Below are 17,705 nucleotides of genomic sequence, written 5' to 3'. Positions count from 1 at the left end.
ACGACGGCTGCTCGAATCCCGCTGGGAGCTCCGGGCCGGGCGCGGGCACGGCGAGGCCCGCCGGGGCGGTCTGCCCCGGCGGGCCGGTGTCGTACGTGTGGGGGACGGTGTCGTACGTGTGGGGGACGGTGTCGTACGTGTGGGGACGGGGCGGCTCAGCCGTCGTGGCGGGTCTTCCAGCGGAAGGTGGTCAGGCAGATCACCAGGCCGACCACCACCCAGCCGCCGAGCACCAGCGCGACCCGGCCGAGCTCCCACGAGTGGGCCAGCTCCTGGGACAGGTAGGTGTCCGGCAGGAACACCGAACGCATGCCCTGGCACAGCCACTTGAGCGGGAAGAACGAGGCGATCTGCTGGAGGTAGTGCGGCAGGGTCTGGAACGGCACGAACACGCCGGAGATGAACTGCAGCGCCATGAACGGCAGGATCACGATCGGGCCGCCGCCCTCCTCGCCGCCGATCAGCGAGGAGAAGGCCAGGCCGAGCAGGCTGCACGCGGAGATGCCGAGCAGGTAGATCCAGCCGAAGGTCAGCCAACTGGTCACGTCGGTGGGCAGCTTGAGGCCGAAGAACAGCGAGCCGATGACCATCAGCACGATGGCCTGGCCGAGGCTGGAGACCAGCACCATGGCGATCTTGCCGAGGAAGTAGGCGACCGGCGGCATGGGGGTGCCGCGCAGCCGCTTGAGCGCGCCGTTGCGGCGCTCGGCGGCGACCTGCAGGGCCAGCGTCTGGAAGCTGGTGGACATCACGCCGACCGCGAGCATGCCGGTCGAGTACAGCTGGGACATCTGCAGGTCGGTGCCCTCGACCTTGCCGCCGAAGATCGCGCTGAACAGGATCAGCAGCACGATCGGCGTCGAGAAGGTGAGGATCATCTGGCCGCGGGAGCGGAAGAAGCCGCGGATCTCCAGCACCGCGCGGGCGGCGGCGATCCTCAGCAGCGCGGGCCCGGCCGCGGTGCGGGCCCGGCCGGCGGTGGTGGCGGTGGCCACCGCGGGCGTCCTGGTCGCTTCCATCACCGGTCTCCGATCATCTGCAGGTAGACGTCTTCCAGCGACGGGCGGGTCACCGTCAGCTCCGGGACCTCGCCGCCGAAGCGGGCGGCCAGCTCGGAGACGGTGCGGGTGGGGGTGGCGGTCTGGATCTCCTGCGGTCCGTCCGCGCCGATCCAGCGGACGGTGGCGGGCGCCAGGTGCCGGTCGCCGAGCCGCTCGGGGGTGGAGACCTCCACCACCCGGCCGGAGGTGACCACGCCGACCCGGTCGGCCAGGTACTCGACCTCGTCCAGGTAGTGGGTGGTGAGCAGGATGGTGGTGCCGGTGCTGCGCAGACCGGCGATCAGCGCCCAGAACTTGCGCCGCACCTCGGGGTCGAAACCGGTGGTGGGCTCGTCCAGGAACAGCAGTTCGGGATTGCCGATGATGCCGAGCGCCACGTCCAGGCGGCGGCGCTGGCCGCCGGAGAGCGAGGCGGCGCGGGTCTTGCGCTTCTCGGTCAGGCCGACCGCCTCGATCACCTCGTCGGCGTCCCGCGGCTGCGGGTAGTAGGCGGTGAAGTGGTGCACCACCTCGGCGACGGTGAGGTCCGCGAAGTCCTTGGAGCCCTGGAGCACGATGCCGATCCGCGAGCGCCAGGCCGGGCCGGCCTTGCCGGGGTCCTCGCCGAGCACGTTCAGTTCGCCGCCGTCGCGGGTGCGGAAGCCCTCGAGCATCTCGGTGGTCGTGGTCTTGCCCGCGCCGTTCGGGCCCAGCAGCGCGAAGATCTCGCCGTGCCGGACGTCCAGGTCGACCGAGTCGACCGCGAGCGTGTCGCCGTACCGCTTGCGCAGTCCCCTGGCGTGGATGGCGAATTCGGACATGACGGATGATCCTTCCGGGGTCATGGGCGGTGGCGACGCCGACGCTAACGACCGCACCTCGGGTACCGCTCGAAGCCCGCTGGAGCGGCCGGACGACCCGGCTCCAGCCGCCGCCGAGGGCGGCTCCAGCGCGCCGACGGACCGTCTGCGTCCGTCAGTTGACACCTGTTCGAGGAGCCGAGGACCCCGATGAAGGTACTCATCATCACCACCCCGGTGGCAACCCACTTCGCCCCGCTCGCCCCGCTGGCCTGGGCGCTGCGCGGGGCCGGGCACGAGGTGCTGGTGGCCGGCCAGCCGGACGTGATCGCCGCCGCGCACGCGGCCGGGCTGAGCGGCCACAGCGTCGGCGAGGCTTTCCACGCGGGCGAGTTGATGTCGCTGGGGCTGCCGGCCGGGCTGCGTCCGATCGAGGCCGGCGGGCGTCCGGCGCCGGCCGCGTTCGCCGGCGCGGTGCGCCCGTGGACCATGCACACCCGGTACACGGTGGGCGCGTACCTGGAGATCGCCCGCTCCTGGAAGCCGGACCTGGTGCTCTCCGACCGGCTGGAGTACGGCGCGCTGATCGTCGGCGGCCTGCTGGGCGTCCCGGTGGTGCAGCACCGCTGGGGCGTCGACCCGGTCGGCGAGGTCGCGCACGCGGTGGGCGCGCACTCGCTGAGCGGGGTGTGCGCCCGCCTCGGCCTGCCGGACGGCCTGCCGCAGCCGGACCTGGTGCTCGACCCGTGCCCGCCCGGTTTCCAGGACCCGTCCGTCACCCCCGGCACCCCGATCCGGTACGTGCCGAGCAACGGCTCAGGCCCGGTGCCCGACTGGGCGTTCGACGAGCCGGCCGGGCACCGGGTGTGCGTGTCGCTCGGGCAGTTGACGCTGGCGATGAACGGGCTGCCGCTGCTGCGCCGGATCGTCGACGCCTTCGACGGCATCCCGGACACCGAGGCGCTGGTCACCGTCGGCGCCCCGTACCGGGAGCAGCTCGGCCCGGTGCCGTCCTCGGTGCGGCTGGTCGACCCGGTGCCGCTGGACGCGGTGCTCGGCGGCTGCACGGCGGTGGTCCACCACGGCGGCTCCGGCACCCAGTTGACGGCGACCGCGTTCGGCCTGCCGCAGCTGGTGCTGCCCGGTCACCTGGACACCTTCGTGGTCGGCGACCGGATCGTCGCCTGCGGCGCGGGCCTGAGCCTGGACGAGGCGGCGCAGCAGAACGACGTGGAGGCCGTGCACAAGGCGCTGCGGGCGCTGGTGTCCGACCCGGCCCACGCGGAGGGCGCGGCCCGGCTGCGCGCGGGCATGGCCGGGCAGCCGAGCCCGGCGGAGACCGTCCCGGTGCTGGTCGAACTGGCCGGCGCCGCCTGAGCGTTCACCGCTCCCCCGGGCCCGAACGGCCCCCGCCCCGGCGGGGGCCGTTCTCGTTGCCCGCCACCGGTCCAACGCAGACGGCCGCCCGCCCGGCCGTGGTACCGGCGGGCGGGCGGTCGCGATCGCGATTGCGGCGCGGTTCAGGCGGTCCGGCCGGAGACCGTGTGCACCGGGCGGAGCACCAGCGTCTCGGTGCCCTCCGCGCGGTAGCCGGGCGCGGCGGCGGCCGCGGCCTCGTCGCGCCACCAGCCGAGCTGTCCGTGGCCGCCGGGGCGGACCTCGGAGCGGCCGAGGGCCGCGCCCAGGAAGCCCTCCTGGCCGGTCAGTTGCCCGGTGTGCGCGGCCCAGCCGGCCTCGACCTGTTCGGCGGCGGACTCGTCGGCGGCGTGCACCGCCAGCACCAGCACGCCCTGCTCGGCGCCGTCGGCGGGCAGCAGCGTGCCGTGGTCGGCGGTGGGGACGAAGCGGTCGATCCGGGCGTCCGCGAGCCGGGGCAGCTCGCTCATCGCCTTGGCCGCGAAGGCGTAGGAGCGCACCACCGACAGGTACGACTGGGAGTCGCGCCACCAGGCGAGGTTGACGTAGGTGTCGGGCGAGGTGGTGGAGCGGGCCAGGACGCCGAGTTCGAAGCCGTCGCCGGCGCGCATCAGTTCGGCCTGCTCGGCGAGCAGCTGCTCGAACTCGGCGGCGTCGCCCTTCAGGGTGAAGGTGGCGACCACGGTGATCGGGCGGTCGGTGGTCTGGTCGTCGGTCATGTGCGGTGTCCTGTCGTGGTCTCGGTCCGTGCGGGGAGTCTGGCCGCGGCCGGTCGAGGGCCGCTCGAACGGGGTGTCAGCCGGCCGTCCAGCCGCCGTCGGCGACGAACTCGCCGCCGGAGCAGTACCCGGACTCGGCGCTGGTGAGGAACAGGGTGAGGGCGGCGATCTCGTCGGGGGCGCCGAACCGGCCGAGCGGGATGCCCTCCAGCAGCCGCTGCTCGATCCGCTCGGGCATGCCGCCGGTCATGTCGGTGCGGATCACGCCCGGGCAGACGGCGTTGACCCGGATGCCGTCGCGGCCGAGTTCCAGCGCGGCGACCTTGGTCATGCCGAGCACCGCGAACTTGCTGGCGCAGTAGGCGGTGAGCATCGGCACGCCCTGCTGGGCGTTGACGGACGCGATGTTGACGATCGTTCCGCCGCCGGCGGCGCGCAGCGCGGGGACGACGGCGCGCATGCCGAGGAACACGCCGAGCTGGTTGACCTCGATCACGTTCAGGTAGTCGTCGCGGGTGGTGGCCTCCAGCAGGCCCTGGTGCAGGATGCCGGCGTTGTTGACCAGGCCGTCGAGTCCGCCGAAGGTCTGCTCGGCGAGTGCGACGGCGGCCGCCCAGTCCTCCTCGCGGCGGACGTCCAGCCGGATCGCCGCGGCCGATTCGCCGAGCTCGTCGGCGAGTTCCTTCACGTCCTCGCGCAGGTCGCCGAGCACCACCCGGGCGCCCTCGGCGACGAACCGCCGTGCGGTGACGGCGCCCTGGCCGCCGGCCGCGCCGCTGATGAGGACGGTACGTCCGGTCAGCTTTCCCATCACATGTCTCCGTCTGCGAAGTGGTCGGTGAAAAAGGCCGGCGCGGTGGGGTGGCGAGGTGGCGGTGCGCCGCCCCGCCACCTCGCCGCGTCAGCCGACGGCGAGCCGGTCCGCGGCGCCCGCGCGGAGGCCGAGCGCGGCGAACGCCTCGGCGGGCGGGGCGGCGTCCAGGCCGGGCCCGGACGCGGCGAGGTGGCCGTCGGGTCGGATCAGCAGCCAGCCGCCGGCCGGGACGCCGAGGTCGGCGGCGAGCGCGCCGTCGGGGTCGGCGAGCGGTCCTGGCCCGTCCTCGCCCAGGGTGCGGACCCGGACGGCCGGGTGCTCCTCGGCGAGCCGGTGCAGCGCCGGGTACTGGGCGGGGACGGCGCGGGCCAGCAGTGTCCAGCCGGGCGTGCGCAGTTCGTCCAGCAGCGCGGTCCAGGCGGGCGACGGGTCGGTGACCTTGGCGACCCGCTGTCCGGGTGCCGGGCCGGAGCCGGTGGCGGGTGCGGAGGGCAGGGCGAGCGGGCCGTCGGCGTAGGAGAGGTCCAGGGCCGACATGCCGCCCATGATCTTCCGTTCGATCTTCGACTTCAGCGGCCGTACCGAGCGGACCACGGTGAAGAGGGTGCGCAGTGCGGCGGCGGCCTTCCGGCTGCGGAGCTGCACCAGCATGGTGGCCATCCGGGTGGACTTCAGCAGGGTCGCCCCGACCGGGACCCGTTCGGCGCTGTAGCTGTCGAGCAGGGTTTCGGCGGCCTCGCCGTTGACCACCGCGGCGAGTTTCCAGGCCAGGTTGACGGCGTCCTGGATGCCGGTGTTCAGGCCCTGTCCGGAGGCGGGGCTGTGGACGTGCGCGGCGTCGCCGGCCAGGAACACCCGGCCGCTGCGCATCTGCTCGATCATCCGCTGCTGGATGGTGAACACCGAGACCCAGGTGGGCAGTTCGACCTCGACGGGCCGTCCGGTGCCGATCGAGATCTTCTCGGCGAAGCGCCGGGCGACCGCCTCGTCGCTGGGGTACGAGGCGTCGGCGGTGTCCAGCAGCCGCCACTTGCCGGGGTCGGGGAAGGGCACCATCATCACGGTGCCGGCGGGGGTGCGCATCCAGTGGATGCTGTCCCGGGGGAGGTCGCAGTCGACCACCGCGTCGGCGATCAGCCAGGTCTCGCTGCTCTCGCCGATCAGCGGGATGCCGAGCTGTTTGCGGACGGTGCTGTGCCCGCCGTCGCAGCCGATCATCCAGTCGAACGAGGCGTGTTCGGTGCGGCCGTCGGGGTGCGTGAGCACGGCCCCGACGCCGTCCCCGCGGTCGTCGAACGAGGCGAGCCGCACGCCCCACTCGACCTGGACGCCCTGGCGGGCGCAGGCGGTGCGCAGCACCTCCTCGGTGATCACCTGGTCGACCATCAGGGTGAACGGGAAGCGGGTGGGCAGGTGGCTGTAGTCGGTGTCGAAGCGGGCCAGCCGGCGGCCGTTCTGGTGCAGCGTGAAGTGTTCGACGCGCTGGCCGCGCGGCAGTACCTCGTCCAGGATGCCGATCTGGTCGTAGACCTCCAGGGTGCGGGCGTGGGTGGCCAGGGCCCTGCTGGTGGTGGCGGGGCCGTCGGCGGCGTCGACCAGCCGGACGGTGACGCCGTGCCGGGCGAGTTCGTGGGCGGCGGTCAGGCCGACCGGCCCGGCGCCGACGACCAGGACCTGTGCGGTGGTCACCGGCTCTCCTCCAGGCCGTGCTTGACGGTCTTCCACCAGCCCGGGTTGTCCCGGTACCAGTCGACGGTGTCGGCCAGGCCCTGAGCGAACGGGATCCGCGGTTCGTAGCCGAGCTCCTCGCGGATCTTGCTCTCGTCCAGCGAGTACCGCAGGTCGTGGCCCTTGCGGTCGGCGACCTTGCGCACCGCGCTCCAGTCGGCGCCCAGGTGCTCCAGCAGCTGTTCGGTGATCTGCAGGTTGGTCTGCTCGTTGCCGCCGCCGACGTTGTAGATCTCGCCGGCCCGGCCGCCGGTCAGCACCAGCTGGATGGCCCGGCAGTGGTCGTCCACGTGCAGCCATTCGCGGATGTTGGCGCCCTCGCCGTACAGCGGGACCTGCTTGCCCTCCAGCAGGTTGGTGACGAACAGCGGGATGAGCTTCTCGGGGTGCTGGTAGGGCCCGTAGTTGTTGGAGCAGCGGGTGACCGAGACGTTCAGCCCGTGGGTGCGCCAGTAGGCGCGGGCGATCAGGTCGGAGCCAGCCTTGGAGGCGGCGTACGGGGAGTTCGGCAGCAGCGGCCACTCCTCGGTCCAGGAGCCCTCGTCGATGGAGCCGTACACCTCGTCGGTGGAGACGTGCACCACCCGCGGCACGCCGGAGCGCAGCGCGGCCTCCATGACGTTCTGGGTGCCGCCGACGTTGGTGCGGACGAACTCGGCGGCGGACTCCAGCGAGCGGTCCACGTGCGACTCGGCGGCGAAGTGCACCACGGCGTCGTGGCCGGGCATCAGTTCGAGCAGCAGCGGCAGGTCGCAGATGTCGCCCTGGACGAAGTCCAGCCGGGGGCCGGAGGCCGGCAGGTTGTCCCGGTTGCCGGCGTAGGTGAGTTTGTCGAGGACGGTGACCTGCGCGTCCTCGTAGCCGGGGTAGCCGCCCTCGAGCAGCGTCCGGACGTAGTGCGACCCGATGAAACCGGCACCGCCGGTGACCAGGATTCTCATGCTGCCACCTCGACCTGAGTGTGATCGCCGACCACCAGGCGGTGGTGACGCAGGGTGCTCTGCACGCTGGTGACGTTGGCGGAACGGCCGATCAACGAGCCGTGCACGCCGCTGACACCGCGGACGGTCGCGCCGTCCAGCGCGATGGAGTAGGACACGTGGGTGTCGCGCAGGACGCAGTCCCGGCCGATCGAGGTGTGCGGGCCGATGTGGCTGTCCTCGATCACGCTGCCCGCTCCGACCACCGCCGGGCCCTCGATCCGCGAGCGGATCACCTTGGCACCGGGCTCGACCAGCACCTCGCCGATCAGCTCGCTGCTCTCGTCCACCTCGCCGGCGACCGAGCGGCGCAGGCCGTCCAGCAGTTGCCGGTTGCAGTCCAGGACGTCGTCGACCCGGCCGGTGTCCTTCCAGTATCCCCGGTACTCACTGGCGCTGACCTGCGCCCCTTCGGTGACCAGCCACTGGATGGCGTCGGTGATCTCCAGCTCGCCGCGGGCGCTGGGCGCGATGCCCGCGACCGCCCGGTGGATCGCCGGGGTGAAGAAGTAGACGCCGATCAGCGCCAGGTCGCTGCGCGGCTGCTGGGGCTTCTCGACCAGGCGCTGCACCGTGCCGTCGGGGGCGACCTCGGCCACCCCGAACGCCCGCGGGTCGGCGACCTTGTGGACCACCACCTGGGCGGCCGGCCGGTTGGCCCGGAACTCCTCGGCGATCTCCACGATCCCGTCCGGGAGCATGTTGTCGCCGAGGTACATCACGAAGTCGTCGTCGCCGAGGAACTCCCGGGCGACGGTCACGGTGTGCGCCAGGCCGAGCGGCTGCTCCTGGTGGAGGTAGGTGATGCGCACCCCGAGCCGGGCGCCGTCGCCCAGCACGGCCTCGATCTCCGGCCGCCGTTCGCCGACGATCACGCCGATCTCGGTGACCCCGAGCTCGCGGATGTTCTCCAGGACGTGTTCGAGCACCGGGCGGTTGGCGACCGGGATGAGCTGCTTGGGCATCGAATAGGTGAATGGACGCAGACGGGTTCCCGACCCGCCCGACAGCACCAGAGCCTTCATCGGGGTCCTCTTCCTCAACGGTCAATGGCGCGGACAGCCGGAGGATGGGAGCTCGCGGTGGAGAATCCCTCGAACCCGGCCGTCAGGATCGGTGGGCCGGGCCGCGGGCCGGCTCCAGCGGAAGTCGAGCGAATCACCGGCGGGGCGCGCCAGGGCTGCGCGATGCTGATCGACATGTCCGCCACCACGCCCCCGCCCGGGTCCCAACTCCCGCCCCCCGCACTGCGGCTGAGGCCGCCCGAGCATTCCGTCGACCCGCGCGCGGTGCGCTGGTGGCGGCTGAGCGCGCTGCTCCGCTGGCTGCTCGCCGCCGCCGCGCAGATCGCGCTGCTGGTGCTGCTGCCGTCCTGGGCGACGGTCCCCCGGCTGGCCGCGCTGGCGCTGACCGTGGTGCTGGCCGCCGTCCACCTGGCCGTGATGCCGCGCCGCCGCTTCGCCGTCCACCGCTGGGAGACCACCGACAGCGCGATCTACACCCAGAGCGGCTGGCTGGTCGAGGAGCGGCGGATCGCCCCGCTCGCCCGGGTGCAGACCATCGACCACGAGCGCGGGCCGCTGGAGCGCCGCCTCGGCCTGACCACCATCACCGTCACCACCGCGTCCTCGGCCGGCCCGCTGAAGATCCGCGGCCTGGCCGAGGACACCGCGAGCCGGCTCACCGCCGACCTCACCGCCGCCGTCAGGTCCGGCACGGGGGACGCCACATGACCGCCGTCCCCGCCCCGCCCGCCCCGCCCGCCGAGGCACCGGCCGACCAGGACGGCTGGCGGCGGCTCGACCCGCGGATGCTGCTGGTCCACCCGGTGCACGAGGTGGTCAAGATGGCGCCGCTGCTGATCACGGCGCTCGTCTTCGGGCACAGCTCCGGACACCACAACAACTGGGCGTACCTGGTGACGGCGCTTGCGGTCGGCGCCGGCCTGCTGCGCTGGTGGACCACCCGGTTCCGGGTCGCCCCGGGCCTGGTGGAGCTGCGGCACGGCCTGCTGATACGGCGTCACATCGCGGTGCCCGCCGACCGGGTGCGCACCGTCGACCTGCACTCCGGCGCCGTCCACCGGATGCTGGGCCTGGCCACCGTGTCCGTCGGCACCGGGCAGGCGGCGACCGCGCGCGGGGACCGGCTGAAGCTGGACGCGCTGCGGCGCACCGAGGCGCTGGCGCTGCGCGAGGAACTCCTCGCCGGCGCCCGGGCCACCCCGGTGGCCGCCCAGGAGCCCTCCACCGTACTGCTGCGGTTCTCGCCCACCTGGCTCCGGTACGCGCCGTTCGCGCTGACCGGTTTCCTGCCGCTGCTGGCGATCGGCCTGTCGCTGACCGGCCCGATGTCCAGCATCACCCAGCAGACCCCGATCGGGTCGACGGTGGAGTGGCTGCTGCACATCGACGCGCTCGGCCCGAAGTCCGTCCGGCTGCCGCTGGTGATCCTGCTCGTCGGCACCGCGATCAACCTGCTGACCTTCGCCGAACGCACCGTCGGCTTCGCCCTGCTGCGCGGCTCCGGCGGGTCCCTGGAGATCCGGCACGGGGTGGTGAGCAAGCGGGCCATCGCGCTGGAGAAGCGCCGGGTGTACGGCGTCGAGCTGGCCGAGAGCCTGCCGGTGCGGCTGCTCGGCGGCGCGCGCTGCTCGGCCGTCGCGACGGTCGCGCACCGGGAGCGCGGCGGCCCGCCGCTGGTCCCGGCCGCGCCGCTGGCGACCGCGCTGGCGGTGGCCGAGGAGGTGGTGGGCGACGGGCCGCTGCGCGCGCCGCTGGTCGGGCACGGGCCGCGGGCCCGCACCCGCCGGCTGACCAGGGCGCTGGGCGGCTGGGCGCTGGGCCTGGCGCTGCTCGGCGCGGCGGCGGCACTGGACCTGCTGCCGGCCTGGTGCGCGCTCGGCTGGGCGGCGCTGCTGCCGTTCACCGTGCCGCTGGCCCTGGACCGGTACCGCTCGCTGGGGCACGCCGTGGCGGACGGTTTCCTGGTGTCCCGGCACGGTTCGCTGGTGCGCCGCCGGACGGTGCTGTCGGGCGAGGGCGTGATCGGCTGGAACCTGCGCCGCTCCTGGGGCCAGCGCCGGGCCGGCCTGGTGACGCTGACCGCGACCACCGCCGCCGGGCGCAAGAAGTACCAGGTGATCGACCTGCCCGTCGATCAGCTGCCGGAGCTCGCCGACCAGGTGCTGCCCGGCCTGCTGACACCGTTCCTGGTCCCGGCGACGGACTGACGGAACGGGACGCCGAAGAGCGCCTCCCCGCGGGGAGGCGCTCTTCGTCTTCTCCGGGACCCGGTTCCGGGACCCGGTTCCGGGGCTCAGTTCCGGGGCTCAGTCGGTGAAGCACTCCTCGGCGATCCGCACCCGGCGGTTGCCGAACGCGATCCGGTCGAGGATCTTGCGCCCCAGCGGGGTGCGCTGGACGACCGCCGCCAGCTTCGGCCGGATCTTCGCGGCCAGCCCGCCCCGGGACAGCATGGCCTTGCTCTGCAGGCCCTGGAGCTTCATGGTCGCGGCGATGTCCGGCCCGCGCAGGGTCTCGAACTCGCCCAGCCGGGCCGCCGAGGTGTCCCCGTCGGCCAGTGCCCGCACCAGGATCGGGTGCAGCACCACGGCGTCCTGGACGGCCAGGTTGATGCCCTGCGCGCCGATCGGGCTGTGGGTGTGCGCGGCGTCGCCGATCAGCACCAGGCCGTCGGCGGCCCAGCGGTCGGCCCGGCCGGAGAACACGTCGAGCAGGGTGACGTCGCGGGTGGAGCGGATCTGTTCCCGGATCAGTTCGGCGTACGGCGGGATCGCCGCGGCCAGCTGCTCGCGGATGTGGTCGATGCCGTGGACGGCGACCTGCTGGTAGCCCTTGTGCGGCAGGGTCCAGCCGATCTGCGCGCTGTCCGGGTACGAGTCGTACGCCAGCACCGGGTTGCCGCCGTCGCGGAACACCCGTACGTCGCGGCGCTCGCCCGGGCGGCGGCCGGGCAGCTTGAGCTTGAACCAGAGCACGTCCAGGTCGAACGCCTCGGTGCGGCCGGCCTCGATCCCGGCCAGCCGGCGCACCTTGGAGTACCGGCCGTCCGCGCCGACCACCACGGCCGCCCGGACGGTCAGTGTTCCCGCGCGGACGCCGGTGGTGCGGCCGCCGTCCTGGAGCAGCTCGCCGACCCGGTGGCCGTCGAAGTACGCGAAGCCCTCGAACTTCTCGCAGTGCAGCAGCAGTTCGTCCAGCAGGTGGGCCTGCGGCAGGCTCAGCAGGTGGTCGTACGGGGCGGGCAGGCGGCGGTAGTCGATGTCGAGCAGCACGCGGCCGCCCTCGACCAGCCGGAACCGCTCGTGCTCGTGCGCGCCGCGGGTGCGGGCGCCGGACAGCACGCCCAGCCGGTCCAGCAGCGCCATCGCGCCGGGCTGCAGGATCTCGCCGCGGAACTCCCGCTGGTGGGCGCGGGCCCGTTCGACCACCGCGACCCGCAGCCCGGACTTCAGCAGCAGCAGCGCCAGCACCAGCCCGGCCGGCCCGGCGCCGACCACGCAGACGTCCGCCTCGGCCTCCCGGCCGGTGTCCTCGCTCATGCCGTTCCTCTCCGGTGCAGGAGTTTCAGAGGAGTCCGAGGCCGCCGTCGGCGGTGACGGTCTGGCCGTGCAGCCAGGCCGCTTCGGGGCTGCACAGCAGCGCGACGACGTCGGCCAGGTCCTCGGGGGTGGTGAGCCGGCCGGCCGGGGTGCGGGCGGCGAGCATCGCGGCGACCTCGGGCTGCGGGGTGGCGGGGCCCTTGTCGAGCTTCGCGGTGGAGACCGCGTTGACGGTGATGCCGCGGCCGGCCAGTTCGACCGCCAGGTAGCGCACCAGGGACTCCAGCGCGGCCTTGGCGACGCCCGCGGCGACGTACCGGGGCACCACGGAGCGGGCGCCGGAACTGGAGACGGCGACGATCCGGCCCGGTCCGCCGCCCATCAGTTCGGCGATCGCGGCGCCGCCGCGCAGCAGCGGGTCGAGCGCGGCGCCGACGGCGGCGGTGACGGCGGCGGCGTCCCCGCCGACGGCGGGGGTGGGCCGCCATGGTGCGGCATTGTGCACGAACACGTCGAGCCGGCCGTACCGGTCGCGGACCTCGCCGAGCAGCAGGTCCAGGCCCGCCGCGGTGGTGATGTCGGCGCGGACGGCGTGCGCGCCGCCCCCCAGCCCGTCGAGCTCCTCGACGGCCCGGGCGGCGTCCTGCTCGGAGTGCGCGTAGTTGAGCACCACCCGGGCGCCCCCGGCGCAGAGCCGGCGGGCGACCGCCAGCCCCACGCCGCGGGTCGCCCCGGTGACGACCGCGGTCTTCCCGGACAGCCCGAGGTCGGACGGCTCAGGCACCGTCGGCCGCCGGGGCGGTGCGGGTGCCGGCCACCGGCGCGGCGAGCTGCGTCTCGACGGTGGCGAGCGCGGCCAGGTCGGCGTACTCGGGCAGTTCGCGGGCGGCCTGCCAGTCCTGCTCGCTCGCCCAGCGGGTGAGCGCGGTGTAGCCGCCGGGCCGCATCAGCGCCTTGGCCAGGTCGGCGTGCCCGAGGCCGCCGGCCAGCGCCTCGATCCAACTGCCGTACGCGGCCTCGAACTTGTCGGCGTCCTCGGTGACGGTGAAGCGCTCCACGACCAGCACCGCGCCGTCGCCGGTGGCCTCGCCGTCCACCCGCAGCACGCCCATCGACGGCTCGGCCTGGACGTCCACGATCCGGTGGAACTCCTCGGCGTGCGCCTTGAAGGTGTCGCTGCCGAGTACCTGCTGGAAGTCGCCGGGGGTGGCCCACCAGCCGAAGTTGACGTACACCTCGGGCCGGTCGGCGGCCCGGACGGCCTGGTGCGCGCGGAACCCGAACTGGGCGCGCATCCACTGGACGTGGTCCAGGAAGCGCTCCTCGAAGGCGTCGCCGCCGGCCGGGTCCTTGAGGGTGAAGGTGTTGATGACGGTGAACTGCGGGGCGGCCATCTCCTGGCTCCCTTCGGTCGTTGGGTCGGCGAGGCCCAGGCGGGCGGCGAACTGCCCGGCCAGGACGCGTCGTTGGATCTTTCCGTTGCCCGAGCGAGGGATCGACCCGACCGCCTCGGCGTGCACCGGCCGCTGGTAGTACGGCAGTTCGCCGCCCACCTGCTCAAGCACCTCGGCGAGCCGCCCGGGCTCGTCGAGCACCAGCAGGGCGCCGGCCACCCGGTAGCCCTGCCCGTCGGGCAGGCCGACCACGACCGCCTCCCGCACCAGCGGGTGCTCGGTGAGCACCTGTTCGACCTCGGACGGGGCGACCAGGAAGTTGTCGACCTTGAAGACGTCGCCGAGCCGGTCGATCAGGAACAGCCGTCCCTGCTCGTCGGTCCGGCCGATGTCGCCGGTGGTGAACCACTCGCCGGGGGCCAGGTCGGGCCCGCCGAGGTAGCCCTTCATCACCTGCGGCCCGCGCAGCTGGACTTCGCCGGTCTGCCCGGCGGCCAGTTCGGCGCCGCTGTCCAGGTCCACCACCCGGCACTCGGTGCCCGGCACGGTCCGGCCGACCGAGCCGTGCACGGGGTGCTCGGGGTCGTCGCTGTGGGTCAGCGGGGAGGTCTCGGCCAGGCCGTAACCCTGGAACACCGGGATGCCGAACCGCTCGGTCAGCGTGCGCGCGGCCTCCACGGGCAGCGCGGAGCCGCCGGAGGCGATCCGGGTGACGGTGCGCAGAGCGAGCCCGTCGAGGGCCGGATCGGCGGCCAGCCGGGCCAGGCGCACCGGCAGGCTGTAGAAGTGCGTCGCGCCGTGGGCGTTGGCGGCGTGCACCGCGTCCACCGGCTCGGGGTCGGCGCACAGCACCTGGGTGGCGGCCGCGGCGACCGCCGAGTTGAGGTGCATCGGGTGGTAGGTGGGCAGGTGGTTGAGGGTGGTCGCGTCCGCGTCCAGCAGGTGCGCGGCGGCGATCTGAGCGGCGTTCACCGTGAGGTTGCGGTGGGTGAGCCGGACGGCCTTCGGCAGGCCGGTGGTGCCGCTGGTGAACTGCAGGCAGGCGGTGTCGTCCAGCTCGACGGCGGGCGGCTGCCAGCCGTCACCGTCCGGCGCGCCCGCGATCAGCGCGGCCAGCGTCTCCGCCTCGCCGTCCTCGTCTTGACCGGCGCCGCCGATCAGCACGACCTCGCGCAGCTCCGGCAGGTTGGCCCGCACCGCGTTCAGCTTGGGCAGCAGGCCGGCGTCCACGAACGCCAGCCGGGCCCGGCTGGTGGCCAGCACGTGCTGCACCCCGATCTCCGGGATCAGCGGGTTGACCACCGCGACCACCTGCCCGGCGCGGGCGGCGCCGTAGTAGGCGACCGCGAAGTCCGGGTGCAGCGCGGAGGCGACCGCGACGGTGCCGGGCCCGTCCAGCCGCCCGGCCAGCGCCCGGGCCACCGCGGTGGCCCGGGCGTCCAGCGTGGCGAAGTCCAGCTCGGCGCCCTCGACGCCCGCGACGGCGACCCGCCCGGGGTGGTCGGCGGCGGCCCGCGCCGGCAGCGAGTCCAGCCGCCCGGGGCCGGGCAGTGCCCGGTCAGACACGGCGGGCCTCCGCGAACGCCATCGCGTGCTTCAGCGTGGTGGTGCTGTTGGTGGACAGCGCCCGGTGCACGTACTCGCGGGCGTCGGCGACGGTCTTGCCCTCGCCGAGGATCTTCTCGATCGCCGACGGCTTCAGGGTGACGGAGTGCCGGGAGGTGACGTCCACGCCGCCGTCCACCTGGACGATGGTCCAGCGGCCGGTGTGCGCGGTCATCAGCGCGGGGACGGCGATCTGCTTGTAGACGATGCGGTCCTCGCCGAACACCACCCGGATCGACTTGGTGGTGTGCACCGAACCGTCCGCGGTGCTGGTGTCCATCGACATCACCTGGATGCCGGGGACGTCCTCCTGGAGGTCCAGCGCGGCGACGTGCGGCAGCCGCTCCGGCCACAGGTCGGCCCGGTTGAGGAACTCGAAGACGTCCGCACCGGCGCCGGCCACGTGCACCGTGTCGTCGAAGCTGAACACCAACTCGTCCAGCTCGGAGCCCAGTTCGGCGATCTGCTTGATCCCGGCCAGCTCGGACGCGCTGTTGCGGTCCAGCGCCGCGTTGATCCACTCCACGTTCTCCGGCAGGTCGTCGACCGCGGTGAAGTCGTGGTGCAGCTCAAGCAGCGAGGTGCTCTCGTCGATCGCGGTGACCGCCCAGGTGCCGCCCATCGACGCCACCGGCGGCGTCGAGATCTCCTGCCGGAACGTCACCTTCAATCCCTCGGCGTCCAGCTCGCGGCGCGACACCCAGGTCTTCACCTCGCCGTTCGCGGTCGCCCAGATCCGGATCCGCTCACTGCCCTCGGACTGCTCCAGGTGCTCGACGTGCACGTTCGGCGCGAAGTACAGCGGCCAGGTGGTGACGTCCGCGACGATCCCGTACACCGCCTCGGCGGGTGCGGCGACGGTGGTGCTGTGGACGGTGCGGTGCTGCTCGGACATGTCTCTGTCTCCTTGTCCTGACCGGCTCAGTAGTTGCCCAGACCGCCGCAGACGTTCAGCGCCTGCGCGGTGATCGAAGCGGCGGTGTCGGTCGCCAGGTAGCCGACCAGGCCGGCCACCTCCTCCGGCGACGAGTAGCGGCCGAGCGGGATCTTCGCCTGGAAGCGCTCCAGGATCTGCTCCTCGGTGGCGTCGTACGCGGCCGCGTACCCCTGCCGGACCCGCTGCGCCATCGGCGTCTCCACGTAACCCGGGCACACCGCGTTGACCGTGACACCGGTCTTCGCCAGCTCCAGGCCCAGCGCCTTGGTGAAACCCACCACCGCGTGCTTCGACGCCGAGTACGGGGCACCCAGCACCACGCCCTGCTTGCCGCCGGTCGACGCGATGTTGATCACCCGGCCCCAGCCGCGCTCCTGCAGACCACCCCGGTTCAGCACCTCACGGGTGGTCAGGAACACGCTGTTCAGGTTGGTGTCGATCACGTCGTACCAGAGCTCGTCGGCGATCTGCGCGGTCACCCCGCCGCCGCTGCGCCCGGCGTTGTTCACCAGCACGTCGATCCGGCCGTACTGCTCCAGCGCCGCGTCCACCAGCGCCTTCACCTGCTCGGGCTTACGGATGTCGGCAGTCGCGCCGGCCACCTCCAGGCCCTCCGCCCGCAGCTCCTTCACGGTCAGCTCGACCGCGTCCGCGCTGCGCGCGCAGATGAACACCGCCAGACCGCTCGCCGCCAGACCGCGGGCCACCGCCAGACCGATACCGCTGGTCGCACCCGTCACCAGAGCCACCCGCTGCTCGCCGCTCATCGGCGCACTCCTCTCGCTTCGCTCGTCAACGGCGAACAGCGTGCCGACGCCGTCTCGACACCCGATCGAGCCGCGCTCGGACCCCCCGGCTCCAGTTCCGTTCGAGGCCCCCACGACCCCGGACGGCGACGCTGCGACAGACCGCACCGGCCAGGAAAGGACTTCCCCCATGACCGCGACGGAGCAGGTGCCCGCCACCGCCACCGCCGAGCTGTACTTCCAGGTCCAGCAGTTCCTCGCGTCCCAGATGCAGCTGCTCGACAGCGGCCGGGTCGCCGAATGGGCCGCCACCTTCACCGAGGACGGCGTCTTCGCCGCCAACGCCCACCCCGAACCCGCCGCCGGCCGCGCCGCCATCACCGCCGCCGCCCAGGCCGCGACCGACGCGTACGCCGCCAAGGGCATCCAGCGACGCCACTGGCTCGGCATGGTCACCGTCGAACCCCGCGACGAGAACACCGCCGCCGTCCGCAGCTACGCCGTCGTCATCGAAACCCCCAAGGGCGGCCAGGCCGCCATCCGCGTCAGCACCCTCTGCGAGGACCTCCTCGTCCGCGAATCCGGCCACTGGCTCGTCCAGCACCGCCAGGTCACCCGCGACGACCTCTGACCCACTCCCCCACCCCCGCTGTGCCCGCCCGCCCCCTCCCCCGGCCGGCGGGCACAGCCACGCCCGGGCCCCGCGCGAAGCGCGATGCCCGCGCCGGGCTGGAAGCGCAAGGGGCATCGAGCGAGAACCGCCCCAGGCCCAAGCCGCCGCGCGCAGCGCAGACCGTCGCCAGACGCGAATCACCGCGCGCAGCGCAGACCGTCGCCAGACGCGAATCACCGCGCGCAGCGCAGACCGTCGCCAGACGCGAATCACCGCGCGCAGCGCAAAGCCCGCGCGGAGCCGGCGACTGCGGTCAGCCGCGGGCCGGGGCACACCGTGAGGCCGCGCG

The 17,705-nt window shown here is 73.6% G+C and carries 16 protein-coding genes; 4 read left to right on the top strand and 12 right to left on the bottom strand.

Annotated elements, in window-relative coordinates:
- Positions 1-155: 155 nt before the first annotated feature.
- On the bottom strand, positions 156-1,019 hold the full coding sequence (locus tag ACIHEI_RS03940; RefSeq protein WP_387636980.1) for an ABC transporter permease: 864 nt from the start codon (positions 1,017-1,019) through the stop codon (positions 156-158).
- Entirely contained in the window at positions 1,019-1,861 is an 843-nt protein-coding gene (locus ACIHEI_RS03935; RefSeq protein WP_387636983.1) for an ABC transporter ATP-binding protein, read from the bottom strand. Before ACIHEI_RS03935 ends, ACIHEI_RS03940 begins: the two co-directional genes overlap by 1 nt.
- Before the next feature lie 189 nt (positions 1,862-2,050).
- Here ACIHEI_RS03935 and ACIHEI_RS03930 point away from each other — a divergent pair, with 189 nt between their 5' ends.
- On the top strand, positions 2,051-3,217 hold the full coding sequence (locus tag ACIHEI_RS03930; RefSeq protein WP_387636985.1) for a nucleotide disphospho-sugar-binding domain-containing protein: 1,167 nt from the start codon (positions 2,051-2,053) through the stop codon (positions 3,215-3,217).
- Positions 3,218-3,360: 143 nt separating this feature from the next.
- Here ACIHEI_RS03930 and ACIHEI_RS03925 read toward each other — a convergent pair whose 3' ends face one another.
- The 5 genes from ACIHEI_RS03925 to ACIHEI_RS03905 all read right to left on the bottom strand — a co-directional run bounded on the left by ACIHEI_RS03925 (position 3,361) and on the right by ACIHEI_RS03905 (position 8,522).
- Positions 3,361-3,975 (bottom strand): antibiotic biosynthesis monooxygenase family protein, encoded by a 615-nt coding sequence (locus ACIHEI_RS03925; protein ID WP_396605466.1) that lies wholly within the window; start codon positions 3,973-3,975, stop codon positions 3,361-3,363.
- A gap of 76 nt (positions 3,976-4,051) precedes the next feature.
- Positions 4,052-4,786: an SDR family NAD(P)-dependent oxidoreductase gene (locus ACIHEI_RS03920; RefSeq protein WP_387636990.1), complete on the bottom strand. Its 735-nt coding sequence runs from the start codon at positions 4,784-4,786 to the stop codon at positions 4,052-4,054.
- Between the two features lie 90 nt (positions 4,787-4,876).
- Positions 4,877-6,478, bottom strand: a complete 1,602-nt coding sequence (locus tag ACIHEI_RS03915) for an FAD-dependent oxidoreductase (protein ID WP_396605465.1) — start codon at positions 6,476-6,478, stop codon at positions 4,877-4,879.
- Complete coding sequence (rfbB, locus tag ACIHEI_RS03910; protein ID WP_396605464.1) at positions 6,475-7,458, bottom strand: dTDP-glucose 4,6-dehydratase; 984 nt, start codon at positions 7,456-7,458, stop codon at positions 6,475-6,477. The genes ACIHEI_RS03915 and rfbB overlap by 4 nt, the downstream gene beginning before the upstream one ends.
- Complete coding sequence (locus tag ACIHEI_RS03905; protein ID WP_392950905.1) at positions 7,455-8,522, bottom strand: glucose-1-phosphate thymidylyltransferase; 1,068 nt, start codon at positions 8,520-8,522, stop codon at positions 7,455-7,457. Before ACIHEI_RS03905 ends, rfbB begins: the two co-directional genes overlap by 4 nt.
- A 174-nt stretch (positions 8,523-8,696) precedes the next feature.
- Between ACIHEI_RS03905 and ACIHEI_RS03900 the strand changes: the two genes are divergently transcribed.
- Positions 8,697-9,230: a PH domain-containing protein gene (locus ACIHEI_RS03900; RefSeq protein WP_387866144.1), complete on the top strand. Its 534-nt coding sequence runs from the start codon at positions 8,697-8,699 to the stop codon at positions 9,228-9,230.
- The gene (locus ACIHEI_RS03895; RefSeq protein WP_396605463.1) at positions 9,227-10,729 is read left to right on the top strand and encodes a PH domain-containing protein; all 1,503 of its coding nucleotides are present in this window, start codon (positions 9,227-9,229) and stop codon (positions 10,727-10,729) included. Before ACIHEI_RS03900 ends, ACIHEI_RS03895 begins: the two co-directional genes overlap by 4 nt.
- Before the next feature lie 99 nt (positions 10,730-10,828).
- Here the strand turns inward: ACIHEI_RS03895 and ACIHEI_RS03890 are convergent, their stop codons facing one another.
- The 5 genes from ACIHEI_RS03890 to ACIHEI_RS03870 are packed head-to-tail and all read right to left on the bottom strand — an operon-like array spanning position 10,829 to position 16,764.
- Positions 10,829-12,061: an FAD-dependent monooxygenase gene (locus tag ACIHEI_RS03890; protein WP_396605462.1), complete on the bottom strand. Its 1,233-nt coding sequence runs from the start codon at positions 12,059-12,061 to the stop codon at positions 10,829-10,831.
- A 25-nt stretch (positions 12,062-12,086) separates the two neighbouring features.
- The gene (locus ACIHEI_RS03885; RefSeq protein WP_396605461.1) at positions 12,087-12,845 is read right to left on the bottom strand and encodes an SDR family oxidoreductase; all 759 of its coding nucleotides are present in this window, start codon (positions 12,843-12,845) and stop codon (positions 12,087-12,089) included.
- Positions 12,838-15,021 carry an AMP-binding protein gene (locus tag ACIHEI_RS03880; protein ID WP_396605460.1) on the bottom strand — a complete coding sequence of 728 codons (2,184 nt, stop codon included), beginning with the start codon at positions 15,019-15,021 and terminating at the stop codon, positions 12,838-12,840. Before ACIHEI_RS03880 ends, ACIHEI_RS03885 begins: the two co-directional genes overlap by 8 nt.
- Positions 15,014-15,955: an aromatase/cyclase gene (locus ACIHEI_RS03875; protein WP_392950891.1), complete on the bottom strand. Its 942-nt coding sequence runs from the start codon at positions 15,953-15,955 to the stop codon at positions 15,014-15,016. The genes ACIHEI_RS03880 and ACIHEI_RS03875 overlap by 8 nt, the downstream gene beginning before the upstream one ends.
- A gap of 26 nt (positions 15,956-15,981) precedes the next feature.
- Entirely contained in the window at positions 15,982-16,764 is a 783-nt protein-coding gene (locus tag ACIHEI_RS03870; RefSeq protein WP_387637014.1) for an SDR family NAD(P)-dependent oxidoreductase, read from the bottom strand.
- Positions 16,765-16,933: 169 nt separating this feature from the next.
- On the opposite strand from ACIHEI_RS03870, the gene ACIHEI_RS03865 reads away from it, so the two are divergent.
- Entirely contained in the window at positions 16,934-17,374 is a 441-nt protein-coding gene (locus tag ACIHEI_RS03865) for a nuclear transport factor 2 family protein (RefSeq protein ID WP_392950887.1), read from the top strand.
- Positions 17,375-17,705: the final 331 nt, after the last annotated feature.

Source organism: Kitasatospora sp. NPDC051984 (assembly GCF_044593455.1).
Classification (GTDB): Bacteria; Actinomycetota; Actinomycetes; order Streptomycetales; family Streptomycetaceae; genus Kitasatospora.
The sequence above is the reverse complement of the archived record's forward strand: the minus strand, read 5'-3'. Positions and strand labels throughout refer to the sequence as shown.